This is a genomic window from Vibrio anguillarum, assembly GCF_001989995.2.
Lineage (GTDB): Bacteria > Pseudomonadota > Gammaproteobacteria > Enterobacterales > Vibrionaceae > Vibrio > Vibrio anguillarum.
Genome location: NZ_JAHGUP010000030.1, coordinates 1 through 15,493 on the forward strand (window position 1 = coordinate 1; position 15,493 = coordinate 15,493).

General features: G+C 43.1%; 14 protein-coding genes. 8 read left to right on the plus strand and 6 right to left on the minus strand.

Annotated elements, in window-relative coordinates; all coding sequences use genetic code 11:
* Window positions 1-170: HAD hydrolase-like protein (locus tag PL85_RS08970; protein WP_215809350.1), on the plus strand; the 170-nt coding region annotated here is incomplete at its 5' end.
* A gap of 68 nt (window positions 171-238) precedes the next feature.
* Here PL85_RS08970 and rnk read toward each other — a convergent pair.
* The gene (rnk, locus tag PL85_RS08975) at window positions 239-646 is read right to left on the minus strand and encodes a nucleoside diphosphate kinase regulator (RefSeq protein ID WP_026027712.1); all 408 of its coding nucleotides are present in this window, start codon (window positions 644-646) and stop codon (window positions 239-241) included.
* 173 nt (window positions 647-819) lie between these two features.
* Between rnk and phnR the strand changes: the two genes are divergently transcribed.
* Window positions 820-1,530, plus strand: a complete 711-nt coding sequence (phnR, locus tag PL85_RS08980) for a phosphonate utilization transcriptional regulator PhnR (protein WP_115340345.1) — start codon at window positions 820-822, stop codon at window positions 1,528-1,530.
* A gap of 111 nt (window positions 1,531-1,641) precedes the next feature.
* Here phnR and PL85_RS08985 read toward each other — a convergent pair whose 3' ends face one another.
* On the minus strand, window positions 1,642-2,433 hold the full coding sequence (locus tag PL85_RS08985) for a siderophore-interacting protein (RefSeq protein ID WP_017045538.1): 792 nt from the start codon (window positions 2,431-2,433) through the stop codon (window positions 1,642-1,644).
* Window positions 2,434-2,620: 187 nt separating this feature from the next.
* Complete coding sequence (locus tag PL85_RS08990; RefSeq protein ID WP_069212226.1) at window positions 2,621-4,105, minus strand: peptide MFS transporter; 1,485 nt, start codon at window positions 4,103-4,105, stop codon at window positions 2,621-2,623.
* A gap of 305 nt (window positions 4,106-4,410) precedes the next feature.
* Between PL85_RS08990 and PL85_RS08995 the strand changes: the two genes are divergently transcribed.
* A complete protein-coding gene (locus tag PL85_RS08995) occupies window positions 4,411-5,283 on the plus strand; it encodes a YdcF family protein (protein ID WP_115340215.1) in 873 nt (290 codons plus the stop codon).
* 107 nt (window positions 5,284-5,390) lie between these two features.
* On the opposite strand, the gene focA is transcribed toward PL85_RS08995, so the two are convergent.
* Window positions 5,391-6,842, minus strand: coding sequence for a formate transporter FocA (gene focA / locus PL85_RS09000; RefSeq protein ID WP_026028498.1), 1,452 nt, complete (start codon window positions 6,840-6,842; stop codon window positions 5,391-5,393).
* A 239-nt stretch (window positions 6,843-7,081) separates the two neighbouring features.
* Between focA and PL85_RS09005 the strand changes: the two genes are divergently transcribed.
* Entirely contained in the window at window positions 7,082-7,987 is a 906-nt protein-coding gene (locus tag PL85_RS09005) for a LysR substrate-binding domain-containing protein (RefSeq protein ID WP_010318505.1), read from the plus strand.
* Window positions 7,988-8,315: 328 nt separating this feature from the next.
* Entirely contained in the window at window positions 8,316-8,822 is a 507-nt protein-coding gene (locus PL85_RS09010) for a DUF1097 domain-containing protein (protein WP_115340214.1), read from the plus strand.
* A 163-nt stretch (window positions 8,823-8,985) separates the two neighbouring features.
* Here the strand turns inward: PL85_RS09010 and PL85_RS09015 are convergent, their stop codons facing one another.
* Complete coding sequence (locus PL85_RS09015; RefSeq protein ID WP_026028965.1) at window positions 8,986-10,617, minus strand: ATP-dependent endonuclease; 1,632 nt, start codon at window positions 10,615-10,617, stop codon at window positions 8,986-8,988.
* Window positions 10,618-10,876: 259 nt separating this feature from the next.
* Here PL85_RS09015 and PL85_RS09020 point away from each other — a divergent pair, with 259 nt between their 5' ends.
* From PL85_RS09020 to PL85_RS09030, 3 genes are all read left to right on the plus strand, one after another.
* Window positions 10,877-12,616 (plus strand): bifunctional metallophosphatase/5'-nucleotidase, encoded by a 1,740-nt coding sequence (locus tag PL85_RS09020; RefSeq protein WP_115340213.1) that lies wholly within the window; start codon window positions 10,877-10,879, stop codon window positions 12,614-12,616.
* 498 nt (window positions 12,617-13,114) lie between these two features.
* Entirely contained in the window at window positions 13,115-14,065 is a 951-nt protein-coding gene (locus tag PL85_RS09025) for a TerC/Alx family metal homeostasis membrane protein (RefSeq protein WP_174223873.1), read from the plus strand.
* A 323-nt stretch (window positions 14,066-14,388) separates the two neighbouring features.
* Complete coding sequence (locus tag PL85_RS09030) at window positions 14,389-14,580, plus strand: hypothetical protein (protein ID WP_017042819.1); 192 nt, start codon at window positions 14,389-14,391, stop codon at window positions 14,578-14,580.
* Between the two features lie 150 nt (window positions 14,581-14,730).
* Here PL85_RS09030 and PL85_RS09035 read toward each other — a convergent pair whose 3' ends face one another.
* Complete coding sequence (locus PL85_RS09035) at window positions 14,731-15,297, minus strand: PhnA domain-containing protein (protein ID WP_026027787.1); 567 nt, start codon at window positions 15,295-15,297, stop codon at window positions 14,731-14,733.
* Window positions 15,298-15,493 lie beyond the last annotated feature (196 nt).

Genomic DNA, 15,493 nt, shown 5'->3' on the forward strand with positions numbered 1-15,493 from the left:
TTTCATGCGGTTTCCCTGGGGATAACCCGCATTCCGATATTCTAGGTGGCTTGAATTTTGGTATTGAGACCTGTTGGCTAAACTCTACTGGCGCAAGTGCTGTTGATGGCATTGAGCCACACTACCATGTGCGTTCATTGCACGAGCTTAAAGATATTTTGGTCGCATAATTATTTACAATGGTGTGGCTTGGGGTGTGGAGTGATGATATCGACCTCCACACCAACAAATCGATTCGTTAGCGGTTGAATTCACCGTCACGCTCAGGTTGATAAACTACATCAAGAATCTCAATCACTCTTTCTCTACCACCTGGCATTGGCCAACTTAGCTGTTGACCAACAGCTAGGCCCAACAATGCACTGCCTACTGGGGCAAAAACAGAGATATCTTGACTGCTTTTCACTTCATGCGGATACACAAGATTTTTTTCTATCACTTCATCACTGTCGATAAACTTGAAGCGTACGGTCGAATTCATGCTCACCACATTATTTGGCATCTCTTGTGGGGCGACAATGGTGGCTCTATCCAACTCAGCCTCGAGCTTTTCTAACTCTGGCGTTAGTTTAGGCATGCCATCCAGTAATGCGGATATTCTGTCCATATCAAGGCTTGAAACTAAGACAGGTGCTAAGTTTGACATTTTTAATACTCCAAAAAGAAATACCGCCCAAAAGCTAGGCGGTATAAAAATTAACGTCAATGTTATTGCGATTCAGGCTATGACATTAATCTTGTTCGACATAGAATGCAAATAATACGGTATCAGTTTGTTATGAATTTGGCATGCACGTATTTAGGCTGGGAGTGGATGTTGTGCAGTACGTAAAAATTAAAGATGTGATTGTTGAACAAATCGATGCTGGCATGCTTGCCCCTCGTCAAAAATTACCTTCTGAACGAAAACTTGCAGAGTCGTTTAATACCACACGCGTTACCCTGCGTGAGGCTTTGTCTCTGTTGGAAGCGGATGGCAAGATCTACCGAGAAGATCGGCGAGGTTGGTTTATTTCTCCCGAGCCGATACGTTACGACCCAACCCAAACTCTGAATTTCACCAACATGGCTTTAGCACAAAACCGAGTACCAAAAACGGAACTGATGATGGCAAAAGCGCTATTAGCCAATAAACAAGCATCGCTCTTATTGGGATTGAAGCCGTTTTCGGATGTTTACCAAATTGATCGTGTGCGTTATTTAGAAGATCGCCCCGTGGTCTATGTGACGAATTACGTGCGCCCTGAATTGTTTCCCAACTTGCTGACTTTCGATTTGTCTCAATCACTGACGGATATTTATCGCGACCATTTTGCCATGGAGTATCAAACAGTCCGTTATCGAATTACCACTAGCTCTTTGCTTGGTCATATGGCGCAAGCGCTACGCGCTACATCAGGCACTCCGGCGATGGTCGTTGAGCGCATTAATTATAATAAACAGGGTGAACTGATCGATTGTGGTATCGAATACTGGCGACATGACGCGATTTGTATTGAGTCGTTAGCCAAGCTCACTGTGGCCCGCTGAGGCTATGTCCGTTAAAGCTAGGTTTGTTAAAGCTATGTTCGTTGAAAATTGAGCGCATTCAATGAAAAAGGCGACCTCTATTAAGTCACCTTTTTACTGTGTTATTGCTGTTTATGACTGAGTTTGTGCATCCGTTTGTTTGAGCTGTTTATGCCCATCTTCACTGACGCCACGTTTCCAGTAGCTGCTGATATAAATATAGTCTTTCGCTATCTCTTTTTCATTGCGAAAATACTCTCTTAGCGCGCGCATAGTATCAAATTCACACGCACACCATACCGAGCCATTCTCACCCAGCCAATTTTTCTCGATAACCGAAGTCGCCAAATTGGTGCTGCTGTCTTTCACTACCCAAGAGATCTCTATGTTCTCCGGAGCCTGTAGTGCCTGTTTGTCATCCACATGCTCAATTTCAATTACTGCATAACCTTTTGCATCACGCGGTAAGCGTTTTAATTGAGCTGCAAGGGCAGGGATCGCGGTCATGTCAGCGGCTAAGAAAAACCATTTCCCATTGGGATTCAACCCTTGAGCTTTACCTGGGCCAGCGATTGAAATCGTATCGCCAATGGCCGTATGCATCGCCCATCTGACTGCAAATCCACACTGCTTATCTTCCGCCTCATGCCGTACAAAATCGATTTCAATGCGATTGTTGGTCGTATCAAAGCTTCGAATGGTATAAGTGCGCATTATTGGGCGCTGATCAGGGGTTAACCGTGACAAATCAGTGCCACCATCTTCACTAAACAACAGCTTGATATAATCGCCTTCGTTTTCAAGTGTAAAATGCCCAATTGAGTCACCCTGTAACGTAATGCGTTGCAGGGAAGGCGAAATTTGCTGGCTATCCGCAACCGTGAGTGGATAGAAAGAGCGTTTAGGTTCTGTTTCTTTTTTCATTATTCTCTAGATTACCGTTTTGTCTTTTGTAGGTATAACCTTAAACTGAGTGCTCAATTGATTCAATGATAATAACTATCATTTACGTTATTTTACTTTGAAGAGATGGGAATATGTAACTTTGCAGATAAAAAGCCCCATACGCATAATGGTATGAGGCTTAATAATGCTCACATTTTGCTGATGTTTAAACTTCGTTAGGTGCAACTTCTGCAAGTTCATCCCGTTCGTTCATTTTTGATGCTTCAAGCATTTTTCGAACAACCAATGAAGCGACGATGGCCACTGCTACCATCACTACGGCTAAGATCGTGAGCATTTTAAAGTAGTCGCCATAAACGCTTTGGACGATATGCTGACTGATCACTTGACCTTTTTCTAATGCGATGGAGGTTGAGAACACCGCACCCACAATGCCGCTTAAGGCGATGGCGACTGAAAAGAGGCTAACCGAAAAGTTTTCGATGTGCTTGGGAGCCACTGACAAAATGAAGGCCACTACTAAACTACCAACAATGACTTCCGCAAAAGCTTGGAAGAAGTGGATCATCAAAAAGACTTCTGGTCTGATGATAACATCAGCACCAATATTCATGACTGCCATGGTTAAAATGCCAAATGCAATGGCGGTAAAGATGAATGCAAAGCCAATTTTAGTGGCTGTTGAAAAATTAATGCCTCGCTTTTCCAGTGAAGAGAAAGTCATAGCAATGACAGGCCCAGCAACAATGCACCACAGTGGGTTCATCGCCATTGATGCTTCAGGAGCGATTGGGATTAATCCAAATAAGTCACCACGCATCGTATTAATGGTTACCATGGTCATGGAGGTCATCATTTGCCCGTAATAGACAAAGAAACAGGTGGTGAGCACCGTCATGATAAGAATAGTGCCCATTTTCAAGGTATCGGATCGATTCGCTTTAAACATCAAAAAGATGAAGTAAAAAATGGCAGCTGCACCAATGGCATAAACGATGTTTTGACCGATGTCCATATTAGAAAACATGAAGAAAACTAGCCCAACCATCGCGCACGATACTGCACAAAAGGCGATCCAGTTTTTCACGCTTACGGGAGTTTGATCAATCTCAGCTGCAGCATTCACTAATGATTTATTAAACACAATTAAAGTGGCAAAGGCGAACGCTGCCAAAATGGCTGAGAGCATAAAGCTACCGTGAAAACCGATCACTAAAACAAACATCGGGAATAAATATTGACCAAGTAGTGCTCCCACATTGTTTACCGAATAATTGACAGGGTAACAGTTTTCAAAATGTTCTTGAGAGCTAAAAGTGCGTTTATATAAACTGGGGTAAGAAGGAGACATTAATCCGCGTGCGTAGCTCGCTAAAGCGATGCCTGCTAATGCCATCGCGACGTTGGTTGTTGAGGCACCCAGCACCAGTAGTGTGTAACCAAGAGCAAAAGCGCCGTAGGCAATGGTTAATGAACGATAAGCGCCAAGGAATTTATCGGCAATAAAACCACCAGCGATCGCAAAAAGGGGGCCAATGGATGAAAATGCTCCTACCACCATCATGGTATCGGCTTCGTTATAATCCAAATCTTCTAGAAAAAAACGGGTTAGGATAACCATTACCCCGTAAAATGATAAGCCAAACATCATTTGGCAGAACATCATTGATTTATTGAGTTTATTCCACATATTAATCTCTCCATGTAGTGGATTTTTAGAGTTTATTCCTGTGGATTTTATCATCGGTAGTTATAAATAAATTGAAACAATTATCGCAGAAACCTTACTTTATGCACGAGCATTTCTAATGCGTGGCTATCGTTTGAGTAATGTTTAAAAAGCGATTGTTTATTTTATTTTTTGACTCAAGCACTATGCACATGTAGGAGTATTTACGTGTTACCAAACCATACGTTTTAATACTGCTGCTTTCTTGATGTCGATTGCTATGACACAAGTTTTATGGTGGCTGGAATGGAGAGAGAAAAATAACGATGGTAGCCGAGCATCTTTATATCGTATTAGGTAAACGACTTGTTGATCAGCAATTAACATTAGAAGGGCGTAGCCGTGTTGATGGCCTTGTTAAGGCGTTACAACGTCATGACATCGATCATAGTGTCATTGCTTTATGTGGTGGGCTCACGCTAGGGCAACAGATTTCTGAAGCGAAGGCTATGTATCATTATCTTCAATCGGAACTTACTCGGCTCAATGTGTCACTTTCGAATAACCGCATTTTGCTGGAAGAGTACTCAACCAGCACGGTAGAAAATATCGAAAACGTCGCGTTAGAGCTGCAAAAAAACGGTGGTATTGATACGCAAAAAATATTACCTGTCACTTTCATTTCTAACGACTATCACTTGCAGCGTATTTTTGAAATTCAGCAACTAATGGATGAGCAAGGGTTACTGCGAGTGCTTAAACAACGCTGTGAAATGATGGGGATCACGCTGGCTATTTCACCGGATCTGCACGATCACCTCGCGGTGAAATACCCTTATACGCATTTAGCCGCGGAACTGTTTCTATTGGTCGATCAACTAACGACTTACCGTGTCTACCTTGAAGGTGTTGTTGCTGGCTCATTTTTGCGCGATCTCACGCAAGTGAGAGCCATTCCTTACCAAATAGCATATGAGGCTATTTTAGCGATCAACCATAAAATCGCAGACAACCCAAAGTGGGTTTTTGTTCGCTGTCTTACGGATTTATTGATGCAGTGTATCAATGCCACAAAGGGGGCGTTAAATGTCAGTGAGATTCAACCTTATCTCATTTTGTTCGACAGCAACTTAACGTTATTGAATCGATATCTTGATCCTGAAAACCCGTGCGTCGGACGTTGGTGGCGTCAGGGATAGTAACAAGCGAAATAGATGAATCAAAGAGACCCCGCAATGCGGGGTCTTTGCTTTTTAGTCAAGCGACTTATTTCCTGACCAAAAACCGTTTTGAACAAAACAACGTGTTAAGCCGTTTCTAACGTACGCTCTTTGACCACGCTTAGACGCTCGCCATAAATTGGACGTAGTGCTGCCAGTACATGGTTACGAGTTAGCATACCGACAAACTTGCCATCTTCAAGGACGGGGAGATTTTGTGGTTTGTTCACTTTCATGCTTTTTGCGCGCTCTTCTAAAGAGAGTGAGCTAAAACGAGTAGCAATGCCCATGCTAGTGGTAGGGTATAACTGTTCTTTATCAATACATAAAAATTCGGCGATATCAATCAGACGGTCAGATGCATCGATGGCGATAACATCGCGGCTCATAAGATCCACCACTTTTTGCCCTTCGGTAGGGAGGTAGTCTTGGCACCATAAATCCACCATGACATCGTGAGCTGAGAAAAATCCGACCAAACGACCAGCCACATCAACCACAGGAGCACTATCGAGCTGGTTATCCAGCAACATATCAATCGCTACTGCGGTTGGCATTTCCACGCCTAGAGTTACAGGTTGGGTGTTCATAATGTCTTTAACTGTAATTGTTTTATTCATTTTCGTTTCCTTCACTGACGTAATTGTTGCTGTTTCCGTAATAGTGCTAATGTTTGCGGCTTTAAGTTGTGGACGGCGGAAAATAGACCAGTTGGCGAGACCAACCAACACAGCACCGCCGACGATATTGCCCAAAGTCACTGGGATAAGGTTTGCCACCACAAATTGATGAATGTTCAAATCTGCGTAATGAGTCGCACTGATACCGATCTGCTGCCAGAAGCTCTCTGGTGCAAAGTTTTGAATCACAATGCCTAAAGGGACCATAAACATGTTGGCTACGCAGTGCTCGAAGCCGCTAGAGACGAACATCGCCACAGGCAAAATTGTCATTGCGGCTTTGGTCATTGCATTGGCAGAGCTAAACGTTAACCAAATAGCAAGACAAACTAGTAAGTTACATAGCACCCCAAGAGAAAATGCTTGAACAGGTGTATGGTGCAGTTTGTGCTGCGCGATGTTCAGCGCATTCAACCCCCATTGACCATCATCCAACTGATAGAGACCAGCCCCAGTAACCAAAAGCAGTAAGAACATGGCACCAATGAAGTTACCGATATAAACCTTGCCCCAAATGGATAACATTTTGCTAAAGCTGATTTGTTTATTGGCCCAAGAAATGCTCGACAATACGGAACTGGTGAACAGTTCACCGCCACAAATCACGATTAAAATCAGCCCCATGCTAAAGGCTAAACCACCCGCTAACCGACTGAGCCCCCAACCTGCGTTAGCACTGCCTGTGGTGACCGTGATGTAGAACAAAAATGCTAAGCCGATAAAAGCACCAGCCATAATGGCAAGGCTCAGTGTCATACCGCTACTTTTCTTGGCTTTGCTTAATGCAAATTTCTCGGCTTCTGCCATCATCTCAATCGGTGAGAACAGCTGTTTATTTTCAGAGTAGGCTGCAGACATACACGCTCCCAAAGCTCAATTTCATAATTACCTCCCAAGTTCAAACAAAGCGTCATGCCTTGCTTCCCATACAGACTAACGAACGGGTCATGAAGTAGTAAAATTGATAATTTTTAGATTACTCATCAAATGAATTGATATGAATAAATGAAAGAGTAGAATGAAACCGTTTGCGCATATTAACTCCCTTGAAATTAAAGGTGTGGCGCGCAGTAGATGAAAGCTAAATAGGAAAAGCAGTGCGGTATTCACTCAAACAATTAGCAGTTTTCGATGCTGTTGCCGATAGTGGCAGCGTCAGTCAAGCTGCGGATAAATTAGCGTTAACTCAATCCGCGACCAGTATGTCGCTAGCACAATTGGAAAAAATGTTAGGTCGCCCTTTGTTCGAAAGACAAGGAAAGCAGATGGCATTAACTCATTGGGGAATGTGGCTTAGGCCGAAAGCGAAGCGTTTATTACAAGATGCTCAGCAGATCGAAATGGGCTTTTATGATCAGCACTTGCTTAGCGGTGAAATCAGTATGGGGGCCAGCCAGACCCCTGCCGAGCACCTCGTTCCAGACCTTATCAGCATTCTTGATAACGATTTCCCAGAGATGCGTATTGAGCTTGGTGTGAAAAGCACCAAAGGGGTGATCGATGGCATCCTCGACTACAAATATGACCTTGGTATCATTGAAGGTCGATGCGATGATAACCGTATTTCCCAAGAAGTGTGGTGTCGAGATCACCTAACAGTGATAGCTTCGGCTCATCATCCTTTTGCCAAATGTAAAACGGTGAGTCTTGCACAGCTTGAACAAGCCAAATGGGTGTTAAGAGAACACGGTTCTGGCACTCGCAATATTTTTGATAGCTCGATTCACCATCTTATTTCCGATTTAGATGTGTGGCGAGAGTACGAACATGTTCCTGTGCTACGCAGTATGGTTGCGAATGGTCCGTACTTAACTTGTTTACCTTACCTCGATGTAGAACGCTTTATTGAGAATGGCCAACTGGTAGCGCTCAATGTGCCTGATCTGAATATGGAAAGAACGTTGTCGTTTATTTGGCGAGCAGAGATGGCTGAAAACCCGTTGGTTGAGTGCATTAAGCGTGAAGGACTGCGCATGATGAAAGGACGACCAAGCGTACTTTAAGCTTGTTAATCTTGATTATGATTTACTTTGTTACTTCTCAATATGGGGTGTGATAAGTGAAGCTGTTGAGTGTTCGCATTTAGCATCATGCTACACTCCCTCATCACCTAATCTAACGCTCATGCTTGATTAAAAAGCACTTCAAATGTGTTGATTTATCGTTTGCGTCAACATTTCAATGAAATAAGTGCAGTCATTGCATTTATTTCATGACTTAGGTCACTAGTCATCTGTGGTTGAAGCTTTTAATATCGGCACTTGATTTATTGATGTCGCTATAGCAACGGCTTGTTAAATGACAGGCAGATAGCGGCTAAATGAGGGCGCTATGAGCACACTATTTGCAATTTCACTAACGACAGGCATTCTTTCTGGTGTTTGGGGCTGGATAGCTGTTTCGTTTGGCTTACTATCATGGGCTGGATTTTTAGGATGTACGAGTTATTTTGCCTCTCCAACCGAGGGCATTAAAGGTCTTGCAGAAAGTTTGATAACTAATATCAGTGGCGTTTTTTGGGCAATGGTAATTATTCATTCATCCAGTTTGGTGAGCTTGGATATTTTGGGTTACGTGGTCACTGCTGTGGTGGCATTTTTAATGTGCATTCAAGCGTCGAAAGCATGGCTTGGCTATATCCCTGGAACCTTTATTGGCGCTTGTGCCACTTTTGCTGCGGGTGGAGATTGGCAACTGGTTATTCCATCACTTTTATTAGGTGGCCTTTTTGGTTTTGCGATGAAAACAAGTGGTATGTGGTTGCATCACCGATCTAGCCAGCCAACGCTGAGCGATAGCGTAACTGTTGAAACGCGCTCTAAATCCTCAACTTGTTAATTTGTGTTTAAGGCTAATGCTGGTGAAATCCGCATTGGTAAACGTTACCCCCAATTGATCCGTATCGATTCATCAAAATTGTTGATATACCCATTCAATATAAGATTAGTCACATATAGCTAAATGGAAATGATACGAGGCACACAATCATGTGTGCCTTTTTTTACGTGTGGCCATTGGCCATCGTAATCACTCGTTTTAGTGTCCAGCGCAGCAGTACAGGAATAAAGTCCACACCTTGTTGTTCACAATGGGAAACGATGGCAAGCGCCAAATCAGGTTTCGCGTGTTTTTTCAGCACACGTGTGACCACTTTTTTCGCAGGGATTGGATGATCGTAAGGTATTTTAATCAAATCTTTGAAGAAGTGTTCAAAGCCATGAGAGTACAGAAAATGTTCGATATCTCGATCGGGAAGTTCGGTTAGGCGGTGTCGTTCTTGATCACCTGTCAGCATACCGCGTACCGTTGACGAATATTTTTTGCCAGCGGGATCGCCATCAGTCACGACATGCCAATCAATGCCAAACGCTTTCGCCACTTTAATTAAGGACTTCAGACCAGACTGAGCAAATTCGACAATTTGTACTCCTTCGGCGGCTAGATTATAGCCACACTGGCGAGCCAGCTCACTAAACAGCCACACCTCAGTTTCTCCTTCAACCAACAACCAGCAGCGAGCAAAAAGCACCCCTGAACGATGAAAACGAATATGAAAACCGATACGTCGTAGTTCGTCCTTACTCAATCCACGAGAGATCATCGAATTAGCAATGGTACGGTCAGAAGTACGCACCAAACGCCGAATCGAATGAAGGGGAACAGAGCCAAGCAGATCACCACTGTTCGTTGTGAGAATTTTCTGCATGGGTAATAGTTGAAGTAAACTCCAAGCGCGCGCCAGATGAGTAGGGTGCAATCGACCTTCGGGATCTTCGATAATCAGCAGCGGCCTAGCGCAACGTCGTAGGTCAGTTGGGCCTTTGGCTTGCAGATAAGCATTGAGTAAGCCCATCAACAGCAAACGAGTTTGCTTATTTTTAGTCTCTTCAACAAATTGGCTTATGTTTTTATCGGCGGTTGGGCTGGAATAGACTAAGCTGTCACGTTGCTGTCTTGGGTTTTTACGTGTCTGACTTTTGAATGAAAAATAGTGATCAACTAATACATTCATTGAGTTAAGGCTACTTCTCATCTCGCCTTTGTTGACATGTCCAGGAATGGCCAGTAAACGACGACAGGTATTATCAATGCGTTTTTCGGCGCGAGAATTTTTACCGTTACCATTGACGAAAGGTCGCTCGAAACGCCGTGAATCTTTCAAACGGATCACTGGGTGTAAGCTCATCAGCTCTTGCGCTAATTTTTCGGAATGATGCAGCGGTAGTGGATTGCCTTCGAGGTCTAAAAACAGGTAGCGAGTGGTAATATCATATCGCTCACGAGTGGCACTGATGCGATAGAATATCCGTTTCGTACCCGTTTCATCTTCAACCCAAATCGGCCTCAGCTTACGATAACGGCCGGATCGAGATTCATTTTTATCTGTAGAAACAAAGCTTAAGACAATTTGTAAATGCTGAGTTTGAGGATGAGCGATAGAGTAATCGACGTGGAAATCTTGCATTTCAAATTGATAAGGTACACCGTTGGCTGGTAGCACTACTGATAAGGCGTCCAACAATGAGGACTTACCCCAAGTATTTTCACCGATCAATGTGGTGAGTTCATCAAAAGCGAGCGATAAACGTTTGATTCCTCTGAATCCGGAAATTTCAATTCGCTCTAGATGCATAGGCAGACTCCTTTTATAACTCAACAAGTTAGCTTCTCGCTGAGTCTGTTTTTCTTTAAGCATAATGGAAATTATGCAGATGAGTAGGCTGCTGGCTCACATATCAAGTGTTTATGTAGGGGCAGCCGAATGAGACAAAGGCTACAAAGCGTGATGAGGTTGACTTAGCGTAATTATATTTTCAAACTCGTTTCATAAAAGTCACGATTCTGTCATGATTCTTCAGCTAGGATAGAGTGGAAAAAGAAGAGAAAGATAAATGATGCATAAAAAGAATAGACCAGCATCAATTATGCTGGCACACATTAATGACACTCACTCATACTTTGAACCGACATCGCTGCAATTGACTCTCCACATCCAACAGCAGACTTTAACACCGTATGTAAGTGCTGGCGGCTTTGCACGAATTGCAACCCGAGTTCAGCAATTGAAAGAAGATGCGGCGCGTATGAAGCGAGGCTTTGTATTTTTACACGCTGGGGATTGTTTCCAAGGCACGCTCTATTTCTCGCTATTTAAAGGTAAAGCCAATGCGGACATGCTCAACGCATTGAATCTTGATGCGATGGCATTAGGCAATCACGAACTGGATATGGGTAATGAACCCGTTGCCCATTTTGTTAAACGTATTAAATTCCCATTGCTAGCTGGGAATTGGGATCTCTCCAATGAAAGATCGAATAAGCCTTTTCCAATAGCCGGTAGCCCGCAAGTGATAAGTTATCAACCTCAAGGTAAATACGCTCGCTGGATAGAAAAACAGGCTGGTGATGAAACGATTGCAATTTTCGGCTTGTCACTCGATAAAATGGCTGATGTTGCCAACCCAGATCTCGATACTCCATTTATTAACGCTATCCAAACGGCGAAAAATACGGTTGCTGAAATACGCGCTGAAGGGATCAACAAAATAGTGCTACTTAGCCATTTAGGTTATGAAGCGGACATTGAGCTCGCACAGCAAGTGGAAGGCATTAGTGTTGTCGTCGGCGGGCATAGCCACCGATTACAAGGCGATTTTAGTGCACTAGGGCTGATGAAAGATGATGAGTATGGTTTAAGAATTAACGACACTTATGTCGTCCAATCCGGTTATCATTCTTTGAGCTTAGGTCATTGTTATATCGACTTTTCAGCCGATGGCAAAGTGGACAAATTTCAGGGTCGTAATGAACTGTTACTTGGCCGTCGGCTGTTTCTTGATGCCAGCATGAGCGAAGCGGGCACCGATAACACCCATTTAGCGGCGTGTGAATTTTTAAGCCAACACCCTAATGTGGTTGTGTGTAAGAAAGATCCGCAGGTCCAAGGAATATTGATCGATAAATACATGCCGCGAGTACGTCAGCTGCAACAAAATATTATCGCACATGCTGATCGTTTCTTAAGACACGTCAGAATTCCTGATGAAACTGGGCCGAGTGAGTTGGCTCCTTTGGTGGCTCAATCATTCGTCTATGCCATGCGGCAAAGAGGGCACCCCGTGCAGTTTGCAATACATAACGCTGGTGGAGTCAGAAACTCGCTCAACGCCGGACAAGTTTCGGTGGCAGACATTGCCGGAAATTTATTGCCTTTTGCCGTTCCTATCGGTGTCTACCGAGTGCAGGGAGAAACCTTAATTGAGATGCTTGAAGGGGCGATTAATAATGCGCTGGGCAATGGGGTCGACGGCACAGGTTCTGGCAGTTATCCTTACACCCACAATCTCTCTTTTACTTATGCCGCCGATCGGCCAGTAGGACAACGCATCACAAATGTGTTGTTATTTGATGAGCAAAAAGATTGGCAACCAATTGATCTTAATAATTATTATTGTGGAACCTCTTCGGCCTATACCATGAAAGGCAAAGAGGGATATGATGCGATACTGAAAATGAAGGGAGAAGGTTTTGTTTCGAATGTGTCAATGGCCGATGCGTTTATTGAACTGCTGACGGAAAAACCTGAAATACTTAACCACGCAGGAACTCAACCCCAACATCATTATCAGTAACTCGGTTTGACATAAATTTACTGGCATAGACTTTGCTTTTTAACTTTCAGTCTTAACGCATCTTCAACCCGATGAAGGTGCATGAAGATGTGAAAGGGGAAAGTATAATGTGGATTAGAGATTGGTTAGATGCTGCTGTCGTCGTTGCTTGGGTCAGTGCATGGACTGTATTGGTGTATTTATTACCACTAGCAGGCGTATAAAAATCTAAGCTAAAAAGGAGCATAAATGGCTCCTTTTTTTGATCACGGCTATGGACCTTTGTATCCAATAGGCATAAGATCCGCGCTGATTGGGGAGTAGTCGCCTTTGTTTACTTATCGTCAGCTCGTTAAGCGCATGCTTATCCGGTAAGTATAAATAGCCTTCTGTTAAAAACGGAATGCTTATTTCGACGAGACCAACGCATTCAGCTCTGTTCATTATGAACAGCGGTTTTTGTTTGCGGAAGGTTTCGATCGGTTAATCCCATCTTATCCTTCCGCCTTTGGAGGATATATGACCCCAACAACCTATCTCAGCTTTGCAATTCTGACTCTATTTCTTGTTGTTATCGATATTTGGCAAACCCGTGGCGGTAAAGTCACGATCGCTAAAGCTGCCGTTTGGAGCGTGATTTGGTTTATGCTGGCGTTTGCATTCGCCGCGAGTATCTATTTCTTTTGGGATAGTTACGCACCAACCAGTTCATACAGTGCCGAAAAGGCGACGATCTCGTTTATTACTGGTTACTTGTTAGAAAAATCGTTAAGTGTTGATAACTTATTCGTCTTTGCGATTATTTTTCATCAATACGCAGTCCCAGAGCATTTACGCCCGCGGGCTCTATTGTGGGGAGTGATCGGCGCTTTGTGTTTACGAGCGGTAATGATTGTGATTGGTGCACAGCTGCTTGAACAATATCATTGGTTACTTTATGTGTTTGCGCTATTTCTTATGTGGACTGGTATTCAACTTGCACGCGAGAAAGGCGAGGAACAGCTAAACCCAATGCCGGAGAAGCTGATTCGACGCTGGTTCAATGTGACGGATCATTACGAAGGAAACGCTTTGGTTGTGAGCCGCAATAAGCAATGGTTTGTGACTCCAATGATGATTGTGATTGGCGTGATTGCTTTTATGGATGTCATGTTCGCATTAGATTCAATACCGGCTATTTTTGCCGTGACCCGCGAACCCTTTTTAGTGTTAGCAGCGAACGTGTTTGCGTTACTTGGTTTGCGATCTTTGTACTTTGTGTTGCAAGGGATGATGGATAAGTTTATTTATCTAAAACCAGCGCTTTCCTTCATCATGATATTCATTGGTATTAAGATGATGCTAGTCGGTTCTGCGTGGGAAATTCCGACACCAGTCTCACTGGGTGTACTGTTAATCACTATGATTATTGCGGTGTTGGCTTCTGTCTATAAGCAGAGAAGTCCATTACCTGCTACTCATAAGTCATAATATAAGTAAACTGAGGTAAGTGTTTGACAATACTTACCTCTCTCTTTTATTTATCCTTTATCTAACCGACGATAAAAATATTAATGTGAAAATTTTGTAAATAACCGGTGTTTTTGTTTTTCATTGCGATTTAAATTCGCCAAATCAAACTTAATGTGAATAAGTAGTCGATTATCGTGGATAATAAAAGCATGCATTGTTATAGGTTTGTTTCATTAGAATAACTAATTTGAATGTGGAAAATTTGTCATTTTTTAACCAAAAAAATATCACCTAGAATTCATTTCAACAAAGTAAGTTACCGAATTAACAGAGAGGCTATCATGGCACAAGCAATGAATATGGGTACGATTACAGCACCTACCTCTATGGATAAAAAAACCTACGCGGTTAACTTCAAAGGATTGATTGCACATTTAGTTGATATTCTGTTTGTCGACCACAGCGAACCTCGCAGCTACTACGCGAATAATTTGTCTGGTCACATGCAGAAAGATATCGGTTTATACCGTTAATTCAATGTGTAGAGATGTAAAAGCCGACGGATTAAATAGTCGGCTTTTTTGTATTTAAAATTTACTAGTTTCACTGCTCATGAAAACAACGGTTTCCGAAAAACAAAGGCGCAAACTAAGTTGCGCCTTTGTTTTATTCGTCAATGGCTATTATTTTTTGCGACAGTATTCAGCAATGATATACATCGATTGGCCATTAGCTTTACCAGAGATCAACTTAGGATCGTCGCTTAAACTGATACCGCGAACCACAGTACCCTGTTTAATGACTTGGCTTGAGCCTTTGATAGGGAGATCTTTAATGATGGTTACGTCGTCGCCTTTTTTCAGTTCTACGCCATTCACATCACGAGGCTTTTCTGCATCATCATCCATACCAATTTCAGCCCATTTTGCAGCTTCTTCTTCAAGATACATCATATCAAGTAGGTCTTGAGCCCAACCCTCAGTGGCCGCAAGGCGCTTAAGTTGACGCCACGCCAGTACTTGAACGGGTTGCTCTTGGCTCCACATGCTGTCGTTCAAACAACGCCAATGGTTCACATCTACTGTTTCTGGGTTCTCAATTTGGCCTTTGCAGACATCACACAACATAACGGCATGGTCAACAGTAACCATAGTGTGTGGCGCTACCACAAATGGAGCTAATGGAGATTCTGATGAACAAAGCTCACATTTTGATTGGCTGCGTTCAAGTAAAGTTGCTTCAGTAGACATAGTACCCACCTTGTAAAAATATGTAAGCGCGTATTATCCACGTTACGACTGGAATTAAAAGGGGAGATGGCAAAAAGCTTGGTATTCGTAAGGGAATTGAACTAAGTCATCGTCAATAGTAAGTAAATGGGCATCGTGCTTTACGCTGTTATTGCTCAAAGGCATAATGAACGCCGTTTTTATGTTTGTATGTAGG

What these genes read in the sequence shown, in the direction of transcription:
- rnk (WP_026027712.1), bottom strand. Translation starts at nt 646, where the DNA reads ATGTCAAACTTAGCACCTGTCTTAGTTTCAAGCCTTGATATGGACAGA.
- PL85_RS08985 (WP_017045538.1), bottom strand. Translation starts at nt 2,433, where the DNA reads ATGAAAAAAGAAACAGAACCTAAACGCTCTTTCTATCCACTCACGGTT.
- PL85_RS08990 (WP_069212226.1), bottom strand. Translation starts at nt 4,105, where the DNA reads ATGTGGAATAAACTCAATAAATCAATGATGTTCTGCCAAATGATGTTT.
- PL85_RS08995 (WP_115340215.1), top strand. Translation starts at nt 4,411, where the DNA reads ATGGTAGCCGAGCATCTTTATATCGTATTAGGTAAACGACTTGTTGAT.
- focA (WP_026028498.1), bottom strand. Translation starts at nt 6,842, where the DNA reads ATGTCTGCAGCCTACTCTGAAAATAAACAGCTGTTCTCACCGATTGAG.
- PL85_RS09010 (WP_115340214.1), top strand. Translation starts at nt 8,316, where the DNA reads ATGAGCACACTATTTGCAATTTCACTAACGACAGGCATTCTTTCTGGT.
- PL85_RS09015 (WP_026028965.1), bottom strand. Translation starts at nt 10,617, where the DNA reads ATGCATCTAGAGCGAATTGAAATTTCCGGATTCAGAGGAATCAAACGT.
- PL85_RS09020 (WP_115340213.1), top strand. Translation starts at nt 10,877, where the DNA reads ATGATGCATAAAAAGAATAGACCAGCATCAATTATGCTGGCACACATT.
- PL85_RS09025 (WP_174223873.1), top strand. Translation starts at nt 13,115, where the DNA reads ATGACCCCAACAACCTATCTCAGCTTTGCAATTCTGACTCTATTTCTT.
- PL85_RS09030 (WP_017042819.1), top strand. Translation starts at nt 14,389, where the DNA reads ATGGCACAAGCAATGAATATGGGTACGATTACAGCACCTACCTCTATG.
- PL85_RS09035 (WP_026027787.1), bottom strand. Translation starts at nt 15,297, where the DNA reads ATGTCTACTGAAGCAACTTTACTTGAACGCAGCCAATCAAAATGTGAG.